Below are 19,286 nucleotides of genomic sequence, written 5' to 3' on the forward strand. Positions count from 1 at the left end.
GGTAAACAGGTCGGCAGCAGGGTGTTCCCCAAGGAGCCTCCCGTGTTGCCGTCTTTTTCTCCCGCCTTGCTTGCACTCGCCGACGGCACGGTCTTTCGTGGTTATTCGATCGGGGCCGAAGGCCATACGATCGGCGAAGTCGTGTTCAATACCGCGATCACCGGCTATCAGGAAATCCTGACTGATCCGAGCTACTCGCGCCAGATCGTCACGCTCACCTATCCGCATATCGGCAACGTCGGCGTCAACGCCGAGGACGTCGAAGCCACGAAAGTCCATGCCGCCGGCCTGATCATCCGCGATCTGCCGACGCTCGCATCGAACTTCCGCATGGACCGCACGCTCGGCGACTACCTGCGCGACGAAGGCGTCGTCGCGATCGCCGGCATCGATACCCGCAAGCTGACCCGCATCCTGCGCGACAAGGGCGCGCAGAACGGCTGCATCCTGACGGGCTCCGACGACGAAGCGAAGGCGATCGAGCTGGCGCGCTCGTTCCCGGGCCTCGCCGGCATGGATCTCGCGAAGGTCGTGTCGACTACCAAGCCGTTCGAGTGGAAGCAGACGGAATGGCGTCTCGAAGGCGGCTACGGCATGCAGGAAGCGCCGAAGTACCGCGTCGTCGCGTACGACTTCGGCGTCAAGTACAACATCCTGCGCATGCTGGCCGAGCGCGGCTGCCATGTGACGGTGCTGCCGGCGCAGGCGAGCGCGGAAGATGCGCTCGCGCTGAATCCGGACGGCGTGTTCCTGTCGAACGGCCCCGGCGATCCGGAGCCGTGCGATTACGCGATCGCGGCCACGAAGGCATTCATCGAACGCGGCGTGCCGACCTTCGGCATCTGCCTCGGCCACCAGATCATGGGCCTCGCGGTCGGCGCGAAGACGCTCAAGATGAAGACGGGCCACCACGGCGCGAACCATCCGGTGAAGGACCTCGGCGACGGCCGGGTCGTGATCACGTCGCAGAACCACGGCTTCGCGGTGGACGCCGATTCGCTGCCGGCCAATGCGCGCGTGACCCACGTGTCGCTGTTCGACGGCACGCTGCAGGGTTTCGAGCTGACCGACAAGCCGGCGTTCTGCTTCCAGGGCCACCCGGAAGCGTCGCCCGGCCCGCACGACATCGGCTACCTGTTCGACCGTTTCACCGCGCTGATGGATGCGGCGAAGCAGCGCAACGCCTAAGTCACTGACGCAACCGAAGGACGGGAGATTCACATCATGTTCGGCCACGCACTCGGCATCACGGATATCTGGACCTACGTGTTCGGCGTGATCTTCATCATCCTGCTGCCGGGGCCGAACTCGATGTACGTGCTGTCGCTCGCCGCGCAGCGCGGCGTGAAGGCCGGCTACCGCGCGGCCTGCGGCGTGTTCGTCGGCGATACGGTGCTGATGGTGCTGTCCGCCGCGGGCGTCGCGTCGCTGCTGAAGGCGAACCCGCTGCTGTTCTCCGTCGTCAAGTACGGCGGCGCCGCGTACCTGCTGTACATCGGCACCGGGATGCTGCGCAGCGCGTGGAGCAAGCTGCGCGCGCGCGGTGATGCACCGGTCGATGCGCCGCAGGCGGTGGACGGCGAACGTCCGTTCCGCAAGGCGCTGATCGTGAGCCTGCTGAATCCGAAGGCGATCCTGTTCTTCATCTCGTTCTTCATCCAGTTCGTCGACCCGGCATTTCCGCATCCCGCGCTGTCGTTCGTCGTGCTCGGGGCGATCGCGCAATGCGCGAGCTTCCTGTACCTGAGCACGCTGATCTTCGCGGGCGCGCGGCTCGCCGAGCATTTCCGCCGCCGCCGCAAGCTCGCGGCAGGCGCGGCGAGCAGCGTGGGCGGCCTGTTCATCGGTTTCTCGGTGAAGCTGGCGCTCGCGACCATGAGCTGAGCGCCGCCGGCCGACCCACGACAACGATTACTTATTGAATTCACAAGCCATGCCAAAACGCACAGACATCAAGAGCATCCTCATCATCGGCGCCGGCCCGATCATCATCGGCCAGGCGTGCGAGTTCGACTATTCGGGCGCGCAGGCTTGCAAGGCGTTGCGTGAGGAGGGCTACAAGGTCGTTCTCGTCAACAGCAACCCGGCGACGATCATGACCGACCCGAACACGGCCGACGTGACCTACATCGAGCCGATCACGTGGGAAGTCGTCGCACGCATCATCGAGAAGGAGCGCCCGGACGCGATCCTGCCGACGATGGGCGGCCAGACCGCGCTGAACTGCGCGCTCGACCTGCACCACCACGGCGTGCTCGAGAAGTTCGGCGTCGAACTGATCGGCGCGTCTCCGGAAGCGATCGACAAGGCTGAAGACCGCCAGAAGTTCAAGGACGCGATGACCAAGATCGGTCTCGGCTCCGCGAAGTCGGGCATCGCGCACTCGATGGAAGAAGCGACCAAGGTGCACGCCGAGATCATGGCGGCCACCGGCGGCAGCGGCTACCCGGTCGTGATCCGTCCGTCGTTCACGCTCGGCGGCTCGGGCGGCGGCATCGCGTACAACCGCGAAGAGTTCGAGGAGATCTGCAAGCGCGGTCTCGACCTGTCGCCCACGCGCGAGCTGCTGATCGAAGAGTCGCTGCTCGGCTGGAAGGAATACGAGATGGAAGTCGTGCGCGACCGCGCCGACAACTGCATCATCGTCTGCTCGATCGAAAACCTCGACCCGATGGGCGTGCACACCGGCGACTCGATCACGGTCGCGCCGGCGCAGACGCTCACCGACAAGGAATACCAGATCCTGCGTAACGCATCGCTCGCGGTGCTGCGCGAGATCGGCGTCGACACGGGCGGCTCGAACGTGCAGTTCTCGATCAACCCGAAGGACGGCCGCATGGTCGTCATCGAGATGAACCCGCGCGTGTCGCGTTCGTCGGCGCTCGCGTCGAAGGCCACCGGCTTCCCGATCGCGAAGGTCGCCGCGAAGCTGGCGGTCGGCTACACGCTCGACGAGCTGAAGAACGAAATCACCGGCGGCCAGACGCCGGCGTCGTTCGAACCGACGATCGACTACGTCGTCACGAAGATCCCGCGTTTCGCGTTCGAGAAGTTCCGCGAAGCCGATTCGCGCCTGACCACGCAGATGAAGTCGGTCGGCGAAGTGATGGCGATCGGCCGCACGTTCCAGGAATCGTTCCAGAAGGCGCTGCGCGGCCTCGAGGTCGGGGTCGACGGCCTCGACGAGAAGTCGACCAACCGCGACGAGATCGCGATCGAGATCCACGAGCCGGGCCCGGACCGCATCTGGTACGTCGGCGATGCGTTCCGCATCGGCATGACGGCCGAGGAAATCTTCGCGGAAACCGCGATCGACCCGTGGTTCCTCGAGCAGATCGAGCAGATCATCCTGAAGGAAAAGGCGCTGTCGGGCCGCACGCTCGCGTCGCTGACGTTCGACGAGCTGCGCTACCTGAAGCAGAGCGGCTTCTCCGACCGCCGCCTCGCGAAGCTGCTCGGCGCGACGCCGGAAGACGTCCGCAAGCGTCGCGTCGAACTGAACGTGCGCCCGGTCTACAAGCGTGTCGACACGTGCGCGGCCGAGTTCGCGACGAAAACCGCCTACATGTACTCGACCTACGAGGAAGAGTGCGAGGCGCAGCCGACCACGAACAAGAAGATCATGGTGCTGGGCGGCGGCCCGAACCGGATCGGCCAGGGCATCGAGTTCGACTACTGCTGCGTGCACGCGGCGCTCGCGATGCGCGAGGACGGCTACGAAACGATCATGGTCAACTGCAACCCGGAAACGGTGTCGACCGACTACGACACGTCCGACCGCCTGTACTTCGAGCCGCTGACGCTCGAGGACGTGCTCGAGATCGTCGACAAGGAAAAGCCGGTCGGCGTGATCGTCCAGTACGGCGGCCAGACGCCGCTGAAGCTCGCGCTCGACCTCGAGGCGCACGGCGTGCCGATCGTCGGCACGTCGCCGGACATGATCGACGCGGCCGAAGACCGCGAACGCTTCCAGAAGCTGCTGCAGGACCTCGGCCTGCGCCAGCCGCCGAACCGTACCGCCCGCGCCGAAGACGAAGCGCTCGCGCTGGCCGACGAAATCGGCTATCCGCTGGTCGTGCGCCCGTCGTACGTGCTCGGCGGCCGCGCGATGGAAATCGTCCACGAGCCGCGCGACCTCGAGCGCTACATGCGCGAGGCCGTGAAGGTGTCGAACGATTCGCCGGTGCTGCTCGACCGCTTCCTGAACGATGCGATCGAGTGCGACGTCGACTGCATCTGCGACGGCGAAGCGGTGTTCATCGGCGGCGTGATGGAGCACATCGAGCAGGCGGGCGTTCACTCGGGCGACTCGGCATGCTCGCTGCCGCCGTACTCGCTGTCGAAGGAAACCGTGGCCGAGCTGAAGCGCCAGACGGGCGCGATGGCGAAGGCGCTGAACGTGGTCGGCCTGATGAACGTGCAGTTCGCGATCCAGCAGGTGCCGCAGGCGGACGGCTCGAAGCAGGACATCATCTACGTGCTGGAAGTGAACCCGCGCGCGTCGCGCACGGTGCCGTACGTGTCGAAGGCGACCAGCCTGCCGCTCGCGAAGATCGCGGCGCGCGCGATGGTCGGCCAGAAGCTCGCGCAGCAGGGCGTGACGAAGGAAGTCGAGCCGCCGTACTTCAGCGTGAAGGAAGCTGTGTTCCCGTTCGTCAAGTTCCCGACCGTCGATCCGGTCCTCGGGCCCGAAATGCGCTCGACCGGCGAGGTGATGGGCGTCGGCCAGACGTTCGGCGAAGCGCTGTTCAAGTCGCAGCTCGCGGCCGGTTCGCGCCTGCCGGAGTCGGGCACGGTGCTGCTGACCGTGATGGACGCGGACAAGCCGAAGGCCGTCGAAGTCGCGCGCATGCTGCACGACCTCGGCTACCCGATCGTCGCGACCAAGGGGACGGCAGCCGCGATCGAAGCGGCCGGCGTGCCGGTGAAGGTCGTGAACAAGGTGAAGGACGGCCGTCCGCACATCGTCGACATGATCAAGAACGGCGAGATCGCACTCGTGTTCACGACGGTCGACGAGACGCGCCAGGCGATCGCCGATTCGCGCTCGATCCGCATGAGCGCGCAGGCGCACAAGGTCACGTACTACACGACGATGTCGGGCGCGCGCGCGGCGGTCGAAGGCCTGCGCTACCTGAAGGATCTGGAAGTCTATGATTTACAAGGTCTTCACGCTCGCCTAAACTAAGCGGTCAGTTACCTGTCGAAGCAACACGTGCCGCGATTAGGCGGTGTTTCCAGTGCATCGGAAGCGCGCTTAATCGCGGTGATTTTTTTTATAGCCGTTTTTAGCGATTGAGCCGTTTATGAGCACCATTCCGTTGACAAAGCGTGGCGCAGAGCAACTGCGCGATGAATTGCAGCGCCTCAAGTCCGTCGAGCGGCCGGCCGTGATCAACGCGATCGCGGAGGCCCGCGCACAGGGCGATCTGTCCGAAAACGCCGAATACGACGCAGCGAAGGAAAAGCAGGGCTTTATCGAGGGCCGCATCGCGGAACTCGAATCCAAGCTGTCCGCCGCGCAAATCATCGATCCCACGGTGCTCGACGCCGATGGCCGCGTGGTGTTCGCCGCGACGGTCGAACTCGAGGATCTCGAGTCGGGCGACACCGTCAAGTACCAGATCGTCGGCGACGACGAAGCCGATATCGATCACGGCCTGATCTCGGTCAGCTCGCCGATCGCGCGTGCGCTGATCGGCAAGTCCGAAGGCGACGTCGCGGCCGTGCAGGCGCCGAGCGGCGTGCGCGAGTACGAAATCATCTCGGTCAGCTACATCTGAAGCGGGGCGACGTGATGCCGCATCGCGTGTTCCGTCTGCTGTCGGCCGTGTGGGTCGGCAGCCTGCTGACGATCGGGTATGCGGTCGCGCCCGTATTGTTCAAGACGCTGGAGCGGATGACGGCCGGTTCGGTCGCCGCCCAGCTGTTCCGTATCGAGGCGATCCTCGGCGTCGTGTGCGGCGTACTGCTGCTCGCGCTGTCGAATCAGCAGGTGCGGCGCGGCAGCAGCGAGTATCGCCGCGTGCGCTGGATCGTCGCCGCGATGGTCGTATGCGTGCTGGTCGGGTATTTTGCGCTGCAGCCGTTCATGAACGCGCTGCGCGTGGCCGCGATGGATGCGGGCACCGATATCGCGAATTCGCCGTATGCGAGCCGCTTCGGGATGCTGCACGGCGTCTCGAGCGTGTTCTATCTCGTCGAAAGCGTGCTGGGGCTGATGCTGATCTGGCGTCTGCCGGCGCGCGACGCCTGAACGCCCGTCGCTGCGCGTTGCGCAACGACGGGGCAGGGCGGCACGGCAATCCGTGCCGCACCGGCGCGTTACTTGTCCTGGAACGGCCGCTTGGTGCTGGCCTGGCGCTTTTTCGCGCGCTTCACGGTACCGCCTGCCGTCACGCGTTCGTTGCCGCGCACCGTGACCTTGACCGGCCGCGGACGGCGCACGGGGCTCGCGTTCGGCGACACCTTGACGACCTTGACGGTGCGCGGTGCACGGCCTTTCTTGTCGTCCGCGGCTTCTGCCGCGCTCGGCAGCGCACCGGCACGACGGCCGCGGGCCGGCGCCGCAACCACGGCCTCGGGCTTCCAGATCACCAGCAGCTTGCCGATGTGTTGAATCGGCGCCGCGTTCAGGCGGTCGCAGATCTCGTCGTAGATTGCGATGCGCGTGTCGCGCTCGTCGCCGAACACGCGGATCTTGATCAGCTGGTGCGCATCGAGGTGCACCTTGATTTCCTTCAGCACGGCGTCGGTCAGCCCTTCGGCGCCGATCAGCACGACGGGCTTGAGCGCATGGGCCTGGGAGCGCAGCGCGGAGCGCTCGGCGGGAGAAAGCGAAAGGGCGGGCATGGAAATGTCGAAATCTAAATAAGGGCGCGCTGGCTGAAAAGCGATCGCGGGACGTTACCGCGTCAGCCGTGCGCCGAAACCACGTAAAATCGCGGCTTGGGCCTGAAAAGGGGCCGCAGCCGCGCGAAGAACACGCGTATTATCCGCTAAAAGCGCGGCTTCACGAAGCAATTGGCAGCAATCTCTCTCTCGAATGGCAAAAAACCGCTTCAACCAGCACTGGCTGCACGACCACATCAACGACCCGTACGTCAAAATGGCGCAGCGGGAGGGCTATCGCGCGCGCGCCGCGTACAAGCTGAAGGAAATCGACGAGCAGGACAAGCTGATCCGTCCGGGCCAGGTGATCGTCGATCTCGGCGCCACGCCGGGCAGCTGGAGCCAGTATGCCCGCAACAAGCTCGCGCAGGGCAAGAAGCGCGACGCGGAGCGCGAAGGCGGCATCGACGGCACGATCGTTGCGCTCGACATCCTGCCGATGGAGCCGATCGCCGACGTCCACTTCCTGCAGGGCGATTTCCGCGAGGACGAGGTCCTTCACCAGCTCGAAGAAGTGCTCGAAGGCCGCGCGGTGGACCTTGTTATTTCCGACATGGCCCCCAACCTCTCTGGCGTGGCCTCGGCGGACGCGGCGCGCATCGAGCATCTCTGCGATCTGGCGCTCGAATTCGCGCAGAACCATCTGAAGCCGGACGGTGCGCTGCTCGTGAAGTGCTTTCACGGCAGCGGCTACAGCCAGATCGTCGAGAAATTCAAACAGCAGTTTAAGGTTGTCGCGCCGCGCAAGCCCAAGGCATCCCGCGACAAATCGTCCGAAACGTTCATTTTGGGTCGGCAGCTGAAGCATCCGCGCTGATGCGGAGTGCGGTGCCGCAAACGGGCTCCGGCCCTTGCCAGACAAGCGAAGCGCTATCGCCCCGGTTGTCAATGCTTATGGCGGGGGTGGTCGGACTGGATTAGAATGACCGAGGGGCGCCGCAAGGAAAATGTAGGCGCTCGTCTACGAGTGAAGGAGTGGTGCTTTGAACAACAATATGTTTTCGAAGGCAGCGGTGTGGCTGGTGATCGCACTGGTGCTGTTTACGGTGTTCAAGCAGTTCGACAAGCCCCGCGTCCAGGAAGGCGTGTCCTATTCGCAGTTCATGGACGACGCCAAGAACGGCAAGGTCAAGAACGTCATCGTTCAGGGGCGCAACCTCACCGTCACTCCGGCTGATGGCCAGAAATACCAGATCGTGTCGCCCGGCGACATCTGGATGGTCGGCGATCTGATGAAGTACGGCGTGCAGGTCAGCGGCAAGGCTGACGACGAGCCGAACGCGCTGATGTCCGCGCTGTACTACCTCGGGCCGACGATCCTGATCATCGTGTTCTGGTTCTACATGATGAGGCAGATGCAGGGGGGCGGCAAAGGCGGCGCATTCTCGTTCGGGAAATCGCGTGCGCGGCTGATCGACGAAAACAACAACGCGGTGAACTTCTCCGACGTCGCGGGCTGCGACGAAGCGAAGGAAGAAGTGTCCGAGCTCGTCGACTTCCTGCGCGATCCGCAGAAATTCCAGAAACTGGGCGGTCGCATTCCGCGCGGCGTGCTGCTGGTCGGCCCTCCGGGTACCGGCAAGACGCTGCTTGCCCGCGCGATCGCGGGTGAAGCGAAGGTGCCGTTCTTCAGCATCTCGGGTTCGGACTTCGTCGAAATGTTCGTCGGTGTCGGCGCGGCCCGTGTGCGCGACATGTTCGAGCAGGCGAAGAAGCATGCGCCGTGCATCGTGTTCATCGACGAAATCGACGCGGTCGGCCGTCATCGCGGCGCCGGCATGGGCGGCGGCAACGACGAGCGCGAGCAGACGCTGAACCAGATGCTCGTCGAGATGGACGGCTTCGAGGCGAATTCCGGCGTGATCGTGATCGCCGCCACCAACCGTTCCGACGTGCTCGACAAGGCGCTGCTGCGTCCGGGCCGTTTCGACCGCCAGGTCTATGTCGGCCTGCCGGATATCCGCGGCCGCGAGCAAATCATGCGCGTGCACCTGCGCAAGGTGCCGATCGCGAACGACGTCGACGCGGCAGTCATCGCACGCGGCACGCCGGGCTTCTCGGGCGCCGATCTCGCGAACCTCGTGAACGAGGCCGCGCTGTTCGCCGCACGTCGTGGCAAGCGCATCGTCGAGATGCAGGACTTCGAGGACGCGAAGGACAAGATCTTCATGGGTCCGGAGCGCAAGTCGGCCGTGATCCGCGAGGAAGCGAAGCGCGCAACCGCCTATCACGAGTCGGGCCACGCGGTGATCGCGAAGCTGCTGCCGAAGGCCGACCCGGTGCACAAGGTCACGATCATCCCGCGCGGTCGCGCGCTGGGCGTCACGTGGCAGTTGCCGGAGCATGACAACGAGACGTATTCGAAGGATTACCTGCTGGACCGCCTCGCGATCCTGTTCGGTGGCCGGGTGGCCGAAGAGCTGTTCATGAACCTGGTCAGCACCGGCGCATCGGACGACTTCAACAAGGCCACGCAGACGGCGCGTGCAATGGTCGCCCGGTTCGGCATGACCGACGCGCTCGGGCCGATGGTCTATGTCGACGACGAGAACGATGCGTCGCCGTTTGGCCGGGGCTTCACGCGCACGATCTCGGAAGCGACGCAGCAGAAGGTCGACTCGGAAATCCGCCGCGTGCTCGACGAACAGTACGGCCTCGCGCGCCGCCTGCTCGAAGAGAACCGCGACAAGGTCGAAGCGATGACGGCCGCACTGATGGAGTGGGAGACGATCGACGCCGATCAGATCAACGACATCATGGAAGGCCGTCCGCCGCGCTCGCCGAAGAGTTCGCCGGCTGTCGGCGGCGATTCGTCGGGCGGCGGCAGCAGCGCCGAGGTGAAACCCGGCAACGCGCCGGCGCCGGCCACGCCGGCGGCATAATCTCCGCTTTAACGCCGTTCACGGGCTGGTGTGGCTTCACACCGGCCCGTTTTGCATTCATCCACATCCGTTGCTCGTGTCCGACTCCGCAGTGTCCCCGTTCCTTCCCGCGCCGCTCCAGTGCGGCCGCTTCGAACTGACGTTCGAACGCCCGCTCGTGATGGGCATCCTCAACGCCACGCCCGATTCGTTCTCCGACGGCGGCCGCTTCCTCGCGCGCGACGATGCGCTGCGCCGGGCCGAGCGGATGATTGCCGAAGGCGCCGACCTGCTCGATATCGGCGGCGAATCGACGCGCCCCGGTGCGCCGCCCGTGCCGCTCGACGAAGAGCTCGCGCGCGTGATCCCGCTCGTGGAGGCGCTGCGGCCGCTGAACGTGCCGCTGTCGATCGATACCTACAAGCCGGCCGTGATGCGCGCGGCGCTGGCCGCCGGCGCGGACCTGATCAACGACATCTGGGGGTTCCGCCAACCGGGCGCGATCGACGCGGTGCGCGACGGCAACAGCGGCCTGTGCGCGATGCACATGCTCGGCGAGCCGCAGACGATGCAGGTCGGCGAGCCCGACTACGGCGACGTCGTGACCGACGTGCGCGATTTTCTCGCCGCGCGCGCGCAGGCGTTGCGCGACGCCGGCGTGGCGGCGGAGCGCATCTGCGTCGATCCCGGCTTCGGGTTCGGCAAGGCGGTCGTCGACGACAACTATGCGCTGCTGGCCGCGTTGCCGGACACGGCGCCCGCGCGGCCCGACGGGCGCGCCTACCCGATTCTCGCGGGCATGTCGCGCAAGTCGATGCTCGGCGCGGTGATCGACGGCAAGCCGCCGCTCGAGCGCGTCGCGGCGAGCGTGGCGGCCGCGTTGTGCGCTGTCGAGCGTGGCGCCGCGATCGTGCGCGTGCACGATGTCGCGGCGACGGTCGATGCACTCAGAGTCTGGAACGCCGTGCGCGCAGCCGCGCGGCAACGATAAGTCAGAAAACGAAGGAGGAAGGACCCCATGGGACGTCGATATTTCGGCACGGACGGTATTCGCGGCACGGTGGGCGACGCGCCCATCACGCCGGATTTCGTATTGCGTCTCGGTTATGCGGCCGGCAAGGTACTGGCCGGCTCGGCCGACGTCGCGGCAGGCTCGCGTCCGACCGTGCTGATCGGCAAGGACACGCGCGTGTCGGGCTACATGCTCGAAGCCGCGCTCGAGGCCGGCTTCTCGGCAGCCGGCGTCGACGTGATGCTGGCCGGCCCGATGCCGACCCCCGGCGTCGCGTACCTGACGCGTGCGCTGCGCCTGTCGGCCGGTGTCGTGATCAGCGCGTCGCACAACCCGTATCACGACAACGGGATTAAGTTTTTCTCGGCTGACGGCAACAAGCTGCCGGACGACACCGAAGCCGCGATCGAAGCGTGGCTCGACAAGCCGCTCGAATGCGCGGCGTCCGACGGGCTCGGCAAGGCGCGCCGCCTCGACGACGCAGCCGGCCGCTACATCGAATTCTGCAAGAGCACGTTCCCGGCCGCGTTCAACCTGCGCGGACTGAAGCTCGTGATCGATTGCGCACACGGCGCCGCGTACCAGATCGCGCCGCACGTGTTCCACGAACTCGGCGCGGACGTCATTCCGATCGGCGTCGCGCCGAACGGCTTCAACATCAACGACGGCGTCGGCGCGACCGCGCCGGACGCGCTGGTGCGCGCGGTGCGGGCGAACCACGCCGATCTCGGCATCGCGCTCGACGGCGACGCCGATCGCCTGCAGGTCGTCGACGCGGCCGGCCGCCTGTACAACGGCGACGAGCTGCTCTACGTGCTGGTGAAGGACCGCATCGTCACCGACGGCAAGGTCGAAGGCGCGGTCGGCACGCTGATGACCAACCTCGCCGTCGAAGTCGCGCTGCAGCGCGAGGGCGTGAAGTTCGTCCGTGCGGCGGTTGGCGACCGCTACGTGCTCGAGCAGTTGCGCGAGCATGGCTGGCAGCTCGGCGCGGAAGGGTCGGGCCACATCCTGTCGCTCGACCGGCATTCGACCGGCGACGGCATCGTGTCGGCGCTGCTGGTGCTGGCCGCGCTGAAGCGCAGCGGCCGTACGCTCGCGCAGATGCTCGACGGCGTCACGCTGTTCCCGCAGAAGCTGATCAACGTGCGGATGAAGCCGGGCGCCGACTGGAAGGGCAGCGCGTCGATTCGCGCGGCGATCGACGCAGCCGAAGCCGCGCTTGCCGGCAGCGGCCGCGTGCTGATCCGCGCATCGGGCACGGAGCCCGTGCTGCGCGTGATGGTCGAGGCGCAGCAGGCGGCCGACGCGGTGCGCCATGCGGAGACGATCGCCGACGCGGTGCGGGCGGCGACGACCTGACCGGGACAGGGCGCGCGGCGGCCCGGCCGCTTGCGCGCCCGTTTTCGGTGAATGTGCATGCGGCGCCCTCGGGCGCCGCGGTTTTGTCGGACGCAAAGGTTTGCGACACCTAATAGAAGGGTCCTTCGCCAAACGCATTCTTCCGATCAATTCAGGCATCCGACCCCGGAATCACGCCTGCCGCCGGACCGGGCTCCCCCTCCGGCCGACCCTGCGCTACGATGCGCGCGCACGCCCTTGAAAACGGGCGTTCACCCCGCCCCTCCGAGGCAGGCAATTCTTGCCGCCAGCGCCGCTGCGGCGCCCCGACGCGCCACCCGATACTCCCTTTCAACCAGTCATGTTACTGTCACGCCAGTTTCATCGATTGTCACATTACCGTCATGAGCAGCCCCTAACCTTCGCGGTGCCGTAGTCATCCGCTCACACACTGGAGGTCTCATGAAATTGATGCAAACCGCGATTGCCGGCCTGGCTGGCGCGCTTTTCGCCGTCGCCGCCCACGCTGCCGACATCACGGGCGCAGGCAGCACGTTCGCGATGCCGATCTATACGAAATGGGCCGCGGACTACCAGCAGTCCGGCGGTTCGAAGGTCAACTACCAGGGCATCGGCTCGTCGGGCGGCCTGAAGCAGATCGTCGCGAAGACGGTCGATTTTGCCGGTTCGGACGCACCGCTGAAGGATGAAGAGCTCGCGAAGGAAGGCCTGTTCCAGTTCCCGACGGTGGTCGGCGGCGTGGTGCCGGTCGTCAACGTGCCGGGCGTGAAGGCCGGCGAACTGACGCTGTCGGGCCCGGTGCTCGGCGACATCTACCTCGGCAAGATCAAGAAGTGGAACGACCCGGCGATCGCCGCGCTGAACCCGAAGGTCAAGCTGCCGGATACGGACATCGCCGTGGTCCGCCGCGCTGACGGTTCGGGCACGAGCTTCATCTGGACGAACTACCTGTCGAAGGTCAACGACGAGTGGAAGTCGAAGATCGGCGAAGGCACGACGGTCAACTGGCCGACGGGCACGGGCGGCAAGGGCAACGACGGCGTCGCGGCCTTCGTGCAGCGCCTGCCGGGTGCGATCGGCTACGTCGAGTGGGCGTACGCGAAGAAGAACAACATGACCTACACGGCCCTGAAGAATTCGACGGGCACGGTGGTCGAGCCGAAGACGGAAACGTTCAAGGCCGCGGCAGCCGGCGCGAACTGGTCGAAGTCGTTCTACCAGATCCTGACGAACCAGCCGGGCAAGGAAGCATGGCCGGTCGTCGGTGCGACGTTCGTGCTGCTGCACGCGAAGCAGGACAAGCCGGAGCAGGGCGCGGAAACGCTGAAGTTCTTCAGCTGGGCGTTCAAGAACGGCGAGAAGGCTGCCGACAGCCTCGACTACATCTCGCTGCCGGCGACGGTCGAGACGGAAATCCGCAAGCAGTGGAAGACGAAGGTGACGGACGCTTCGGGCAAGCCGGTCGCCGCCGAGTAAGCCATCCAGCGGTTCGCTGCCCGGCCGTGCCGGTCGGGCAGTGTGTGCGGTAAAGCCGGGCGTCACGGCGCCCGGCGATCAAAAGCAGGCACCCATGTCTGATATTTCATACACGTCCTCCCGATCGCCCGACAGTGCGCAGCAGCGCGCGCCGAGCCGTCTCGGGGATGTCCTGTTCGGCGGCCTCGCACGGCTCGCCGCGATCGTGACCCTGCTGCTGCTGGGCGGGATCATCGTTTCCCTGATCATTGCGTCGATGCCGACCATCCAGAAGTTCGGCATCGGCTTCCTGTGGCAATCCGAGTGGGATCCGAACTCGGATGTGTACGGCGCACTCGTGCCGATCTACGGCACCATCGTGACGTCGATCATTGCACTCGTCATCGCGGTGCCGGTCAGTTTCGGCATCGCACTGTTCCTCACCGAGCTGGCGCCCGTGTGGCTGCGCCGTCCGCTCGGCATCGCGATCGAGCTGCTCGCCGCGATCCCGTCGATCGTGTATGGCATGTGGGGCCTGCTCGTGTTCGCGCCGATCTTCGCCGAATACTTCCAGAAGCCGCTCGGCCGCCTGTTCAAGGACGTGTGGGTGCTCGGCCCGCTGACGTCCGGCCCGCCGATCGGCATCGGCATCCTCGCGGCCGGCGTGATCCTCGCGATCATGATCATCCCGTACATCGCATCGGTGATGCGCGACGTGTTCGAAGTCACGCCGGTGCTGCTGAAGGAATCGGCATACGGGATCGGCTGCACGACCTGGGAAGTGATGTGGAAGGTCGTGCTGCCCTACACGAAGACCGGCGTGATCGGCGGCGTGATGCTCGGCCTCGGCCGCGCGCTCGGCGAAACGATGGCCGTGACGTTCGTGATCGGCAACACGAACCTGCTCGACAGCGTGTCGCTGTTCGCGCCGGGCAACAGCATCACGTCGGCGCTCGCGAACGAATTCGCGGAAGCGCAGCCGGGCCTGCATACGTCGGCGCTGATGGAGCTTGGCCTGATCCTGTTCGTGATCACGTTCATCGTGCTGTCCATCTCCAAACTGCTGCTGCTTCGTCTCGAGAAGGGAGAGGGCAAGAAATGAGCGAGCCCATCATGAATTTCCCGGGGCCGGACGGCGCCGTGCTCGACGCGATGCGCAATCGTCTGCAGCGCCAGCGCAAGGTCGTCAACGCGATCGCGCTCACCGCGTCGCTCGGCGCGATGGCTTTCGGCCTGCTGTGGCTCGTGTGGATTCTCTACACGACCGTGCACCTCGGCGTCGGCGGCCTGTCGCTGCAACTGTTCACCGAGTCGACGCCGGCCCCGAACACGGAAGGCGGCGGTCTCGCGAACGCGATCGTCGGCAGCCTGCTGCTGTGCGGCTTCGGCACGCTGGTCGGCACGCCGATCGGCATCCTCGCGGGCGTCTATCTCGCCGAATACGGCCAGAAGAACCTGCTCGCCAGCACGATCCGCTTCATCAACGACATCCTGCTGTCGGCGCCGTCGATCGTCATCGGCCTGTTCGTGTACGCGATCGTCGTCGCGAAGTCGGGGCGTTTCTCGGGCTGGGCCGGCGTGATCGCGCTCGCGCTGCTGCAGATTCCGATCGTGATCCGCACGACCGAGAACATGCTCAAGCTCGTGCCGAACGCGCTGCGCGAAGCGGCCGTCGCGCTCGGCACGCCGAAGTGGCGCATGGTGCTGAAGATCACGCTGCGCGCGTCGGTCGGCGGGATCGTGACGGGCGTGCTGCTCGCGGTCGCGCGGATCGCCGGCGAAACGGCGCCGCTGCTGTTCACCGCGCTGTCGAACCAGTTCTTCTCGGTCGACATGAGTCAGCCGATGGCGAACCTGCCGGTCACGATCTACAAGTTCGCGATGAGCCCGTTCGCGGAATGGCAGTCGCTCGCATGGGCGGGCGTGTTCCTGATTACGCTCGGGGTGCTCGGACTGAACGTCCTGGCGCGCTCGATCTTCTCGAAAAAGTAACGGCGGAGCAATCCGATGAATATGGCAGAAAGCCACCTGAATCCCGTCGAGCGCACCGCTGCGCCCGCCGGCACGCAAGACGCGGCGCACGGCCGTCCGCTCGCGCCGCTGAACGCGAAGATCGAGGTCAACAACCTCAACTTCTTCTACAACAAGTTCCACGCGCTGAAGAACATCAACCTGCGCATTCCCGAAGGGAAGGTGACGGCGTTCATCGGCCCGTCGGGCTGCGGCAAGTCGACGCTGCTGCGCACGTTCAACAAGATGTTCGCGCTCTATCCGGAGCAGCGCGCCGAAGGCGAAATCCTGATGGACGGCGAGAACCTGCTGACGACGAAGCGCGACATCTCGCTGCTGCGCGCACGGATCGGCATGGTGTTCCAGAAGCCGACCCCGTTCCCGATGTCGATCTACGACAACATCGCGTTCGGCGTGAAGATGTTCGAAAAGCTCACGCGCTCGGAAATGGACGACCGCGTCGAGTGGGCGCTCACGAAGGCCGCGCTGTGGAACGAAGTGAAGGACAAGCTGGGCCAGAGCGGCTACGGGCTGTCGGGCGGCCAGCAGCAGCGTCTGTGCATCGCGCGCGGCATCGCGATCCGTCCGGAAGTGCTGCTGCTCGACGAGCCGTGCTCGGCGCTCGACCCGATCTCGACCGGCCGCATCGAGGAGCTGATCGCGGAGCTGAAGAGCGACTACACGGTCGTGATCGTCACGCACAACATGCAGCAGGCCGCACGCTGCTCGGATTACACGGCCTACATGTACCTGGGCGAGCTGATCGAGTTCGGCGAAACCGAAAAGATCTTCATCAAGCCGGTGCGCAAGGAAACGGAAGACTACATCACCGGCCGCTTCGGCTGATGACGGAGAACAACAGTCATGTCGGATAAACATCTGTCGAGCCAGTTCGACGCGGACCTGAATGCCGTGTCGTCGAAAGTACTGGAAATGGGCGGACTCGTGGAGTCGCAGATCGTCGGCGCGATGCACGCGCTGAACGAATTCGATCGCGAGCGCGCCGAGAAGGTGATCGCGGCCGAGGAAACGCTGAACGCGATGGAAGTGGACATCGACCAGGAATGCGGCAACATCATCGCGCGGAGACAGCCTGCCGCGCGTGACCTGCGTCTTTTGATGTCGATCTCGAAAACGATTACGAACCTCGAGCGTGCCGGCGACGAAGCGGAGAAGATCGCGAAGCGCGTGCGCCGCCTGATCGACGAGCCGGCCGCGCGCGCGGTCAACATCGCCGAGATCAAGGTGTCGGGCGAGATGGCCGTGACGATCCTGCGCCGCGCGCTCGATGCGTTCGCGCGCCTCGATACGGTGGCCGCCGCGCAGATCGTCAAGGACGACAAGGAAATCGACCAGGAATTCCGCGCGTTCGTGCGCAAGCTCGTGTCGTACATGCAGGAAGACCCGCGCACGATCTCGGTCGGCCTCGAATACCTGTTCATCGCGAAGGCGATCGAACGGATCGGCGACCACGCGAAGAACATCGCCGAATTCATCATCTACATCGTGAAGGGCACCGACGTGCGGCACCAGCCGCGCGACACGCTCGATCGCGAAGCCAACAGTTAATCGACTCCGTACAGGAAGAACAGAGGTGCCGATGCCCAGCAACATTCTCGTCGTTGAAGATGAGCCCGCGATTTCCGAACTGATCTCGGTGAATCTCCAGCACGCCGGTCACTGCCCGATCCGTGCGTACAACGCCGAACAGGCGCAGAACCTGATCAGCGACGTGCTGCCCGATCTCGTGCTGCTCGACTGGATGCTGCCGGGCAAGTCCGGCATCGCGTTCGCGCGCGACCTGCGCAACAACGAACGGACCAAACACATCCCGATCATCATGCTCACCGCCCGCGGCGACGAGCAGGACAAGGTGCTCGGCCTCGAAATCGGTGCGGACGACTACGTGACGAAGCCGTTCTCGCCGAAGGAACTGATGGCGCGGATCAAGGCCGTGCTGCGCCGCCGCGCGCCGCAGCTGACCGAGGACGTCGTGTCGATCAACGGGCTGCGCCTCGACCCGGCCACGCATCGCGTCGCCGCGCACGGCGACGGCAGCGAGATCAAGCTCGATCTCGGCCCGACCGAGTTCCGCCTGCTGCATTTCTTCATGACGCATCCGGAGCGCGTGCACAGCCGCACGCAACTGCTCGACCAGGTGTGGGGCGACCACGTGTTCGTCGAGGAGCGTACCGTCGACGTGCACATCAAACGATTGCGCGCGGCCTTGAAACCGGCCGGCTGCGATGCGATGATCGAAACCGTGCGCGGCAGCGGCTACCGCCTCGCCAAGCACGCGTAACGTATCCGGGCATGCCGTGTGCCGCGGCATGCCGTTCCTTCTTTCGGACGCTGAATCATGAACATCATCTGGGCGCGCTTCCTGGTGTCGCTCGTGCTGCTCGTGCTGATCGGCGTATTGGTCGGCGTCTTCGCCGGCCCGACCGCGGGCCTCGTGTTCGTGGTCGTGATGCTGGTCGCGCAGGGCTTTTTCAGCACCTTCCATACGCAGCGTCTGTGGCGCCTGCTCGATGCGCCGGTCTACGGCGAAGTGCCGAGCGCGCCGGGCATCTGGGGCGAGATCTACTACCGGCTGCACAAGCTCGCGAAACAGTGGCATGCGCAGGTGCGGCAGGTCGAACAGCAGCATTCGCGCTTCATCCAGGCGATCCAGGCGTCGCCGAACGGCGTCGCGATGCTCGACGACCACGACCAGATCGAGTGGTGCAACGCGATCGCCGAAGTCCATTTCGGCCTCGATGCGAAGCGCGACCTGCGCCAGCACATCACGAACCTGGTGCGCCATCCCGATTTCGTCCGCTACCTGAACGCGCAGCATTACGACGAGACGCTGTTGATGCGCGGCATGGGCGACTCGCGGCAGAACGTGCTGGCCGTGCAGGTGTTTCCGTACGGCGAGAACCGCAAGCTGCTGCTCACGCAGGACATCACCGAGCTCGAGCGTACCGACGCGATGCGGCGTGACTTCGTCGCGAATGTGTCGCACGAGCTGAAGACGCCGCTCACCGTGCTGTCGGGCTTCCTGGAGACGATGCGCGAGCTGCCGCTGAACGAGGAGGACCGCGCGCGCTATCTCGACATGATGGAGCAGCAGGCGTCGCGGATGCGGCACATCGTGACCGACCTGCTGGTGCTCGCGAAGCTGGAAGGCGAGAGCAAGCCGCCGGTCGATCACGCGATCGACATGCGTGCGGTGTTCGACCATCTGAAGGAGGATGCGCAGACGCTGTCGAGCGGGCATCACGACATCGCGTTCTCGATCGACGAGACGCTCGGTGTCACCGGTGCGCAGACGGAATTGTTCAGCGCGTTCGCGAATCTCGTCACGAACGCGATCCGCTATACGCCGGACGGCGGCAAGATCGTCGTGTCGTGGCGGCGCGAGGGCGCGCAGGGCGTGTTTTCCGTCACGGACAGCGGCTTCGGGATTCCGGCCGCCGACCTGCCGCGGCTCACCGAACGCTTCTACCGCGTCGATCGCAGCCGTTCGCGCGACACGGGCGGCACGGGCCTCGGCCTCGCGATCGTCAAGCACGTGCTGCAGCGGCACGATGCGCATCTGTACGTGCAGAGCGAGGAAGGGCGCGGCAGTACGTTCACCGCGCGGTTCCCGGGCTCGCGCATCATCGCGATCCGGCCGGCCGCCTACGAAGCATGATCGCGTCGCGTTCCGG

17 protein-coding genes are annotated in these 19,286 nt (G+C 65.5%); 16 read left to right on the forward strand and 1 reads right to left on the reverse strand.

The genetic code is table 11. The annotated features are described in order from the left end of the window. Nucleotides 1–42 precede the first annotated feature (42 nt). The 5 genes from carA (at nt 43) to H0X91_RS15595 (ending at nt 6,256) form a co-directional block, all read left to right on the forward strand. Nucleotides 43–1,188 (forward strand): glutamine-hydrolyzing carbamoyl-phosphate synthase small subunit, encoded by a 1,146-nt coding sequence (gene carA / locus H0X91_RS15575; RefSeq protein WP_006490550.1) that lies wholly within the window; start codon nt 43–45, stop codon nt 1,186–1,188. A gap of 36 nt (nt 1,189–1,224) precedes the next feature. Beyond that, nucleotides 1,225–1,884 (forward strand): leucine efflux protein LeuE, encoded by a 660-nt coding sequence (gene leuE, locus H0X91_RS15580; protein ID WP_006490589.1) that lies wholly within the window; start codon nt 1,225–1,227, stop codon nt 1,882–1,884. Nucleotides 1,885–1,933: 49 nt separating this feature from the next. Next, nucleotides 1,934–5,188, forward strand: coding sequence for a carbamoyl-phosphate synthase large subunit (gene carB, locus H0X91_RS15585; RefSeq protein ID WP_006490587.1), 3,255 nt, complete (start codon nt 1,934–1,936; stop codon nt 5,186–5,188). A 118-nt stretch (nt 5,189–5,306) separates the two neighbouring features. Then, entirely contained in the window at nt 5,307–5,783 is a 477-nt protein-coding gene (gene greA / locus H0X91_RS15590; protein WP_006476345.1) for a transcription elongation factor GreA, read from the forward strand. Nucleotides 5,784–5,797: 14 nt separating this feature from the next. Beyond that, entirely contained in the window at nt 5,798–6,256 is a 459-nt protein-coding gene (locus H0X91_RS15595; RefSeq protein WP_006497614.1) for a DUF4149 domain-containing protein, read from the forward strand. Nucleotides 6,257–6,324: 68 nt separating this feature from the next. Here H0X91_RS15595 and H0X91_RS15600 read toward each other — a convergent pair whose 3' ends face one another. Further along, nucleotides 6,325–6,852 carry a YhbY family RNA-binding protein gene (locus tag H0X91_RS15600; RefSeq protein WP_058901318.1) on the reverse strand — a complete coding sequence of 176 codons (528 nt, stop codon included), beginning with the start codon at nt 6,850–6,852 and terminating at the stop codon, nt 6,325–6,327. Between the two features lie 193 nt (nt 6,853–7,045). Between H0X91_RS15600 and H0X91_RS15605 the strand changes: the two genes are divergently transcribed. From H0X91_RS15605 to phoR, 11 genes are all read left to right on the forward strand, one after another. Next, complete coding sequence (locus H0X91_RS15605) at nt 7,046–7,708, forward strand: RlmE family RNA methyltransferase (RefSeq protein WP_006497613.1); 663 nt, start codon at nt 7,046–7,048, stop codon at nt 7,706–7,708. 166 nt (nt 7,709–7,874) lie between these two features. Beyond that, on the forward strand, nt 7,875–9,773 hold the full coding sequence (ftsH, locus tag H0X91_RS15610; protein WP_006490511.1) for an ATP-dependent zinc metalloprotease FtsH: 1,899 nt from the start codon (nt 7,875–7,877) through the stop codon (nt 9,771–9,773). Between the two features lie 76 nt (nt 9,774–9,849). Then, a complete protein-coding gene (gene folP, locus H0X91_RS15615) occupies nt 9,850–10,743 on the forward strand; it encodes a dihydropteroate synthase (RefSeq protein ID WP_162838534.1) in 894 nt (297 codons plus the stop codon). Between the two features lie 27 nt (nt 10,744–10,770). Then, nucleotides 10,771–12,126: a phosphoglucosamine mutase gene (gene glmM / locus H0X91_RS15620; protein WP_006497611.1), complete on the forward strand. Its 1,356-nt coding sequence runs from the start codon at nt 10,771–10,773 to the stop codon at nt 12,124–12,126. 441 nt (nt 12,127–12,567) lie between these two features. Then, a complete protein-coding gene (gene pstS / locus H0X91_RS15625; RefSeq protein WP_006490565.1) occupies nt 12,568–13,602 on the forward strand; it encodes a phosphate ABC transporter substrate-binding protein PstS in 1,035 nt (344 codons plus the stop codon). Nucleotides 13,603–13,696: 94 nt separating this feature from the next. Further along, nucleotides 13,697–14,683: a phosphate ABC transporter permease PstC gene (gene pstC / locus H0X91_RS15630; protein ID WP_006490596.1), complete on the forward strand. Its 987-nt coding sequence runs from the start codon at nt 13,697–13,699 to the stop codon at nt 14,681–14,683. Then, nucleotides 14,680–15,573 carry a phosphate ABC transporter permease PstA gene (gene pstA, locus H0X91_RS15635; RefSeq protein ID WP_034178403.1) on the forward strand — a complete coding sequence of 298 codons (894 nt, stop codon included), beginning with the start codon at nt 14,680–14,682 and terminating at the stop codon, nt 15,571–15,573. The genes pstC and pstA overlap by 4 nt, the downstream gene beginning before the upstream one ends. 15 nt (nt 15,574–15,588) lie before the next feature. Next, entirely contained in the window at nt 15,589–16,437 is an 849-nt protein-coding gene (gene pstB / locus H0X91_RS15640; RefSeq protein ID WP_006490515.1) for a phosphate ABC transporter ATP-binding protein PstB, read from the forward strand. A gap of 18 nt (nt 16,438–16,455) precedes the next feature. Beyond that, nucleotides 16,456–17,160 carry a phosphate signaling complex protein PhoU gene (gene phoU, locus H0X91_RS15645; RefSeq protein WP_006490618.1) on the forward strand — a complete coding sequence of 235 codons (705 nt, stop codon included), beginning with the start codon at nt 16,456–16,458 and terminating at the stop codon, nt 17,158–17,160. 31 nt (nt 17,161–17,191) lie between these two features. Continuing rightward, nucleotides 17,192–17,893 (forward strand): phosphate regulon transcriptional regulator PhoB, encoded by a 702-nt coding sequence (phoB, locus tag H0X91_RS15650; protein ID WP_006750313.1) that lies wholly within the window; start codon nt 17,192–17,194, stop codon nt 17,891–17,893. A gap of 57 nt (nt 17,894–17,950) precedes the next feature. Further along, entirely contained in the window at nt 17,951–19,270 is a 1,320-nt protein-coding gene (phoR, locus tag H0X91_RS15655; protein ID WP_006490622.1) for a phosphate regulon sensor histidine kinase PhoR, read from the forward strand. Nucleotides 19,271–19,286 lie beyond the last annotated feature (16 nt).

This window comes from Burkholderia sp. 9777_1386, assembly GCF_015712265.1.
GTDB lineage: Bacteria > Pseudomonadota > Gammaproteobacteria > Burkholderiales > Burkholderiaceae > Burkholderia > Burkholderia cenocepacia.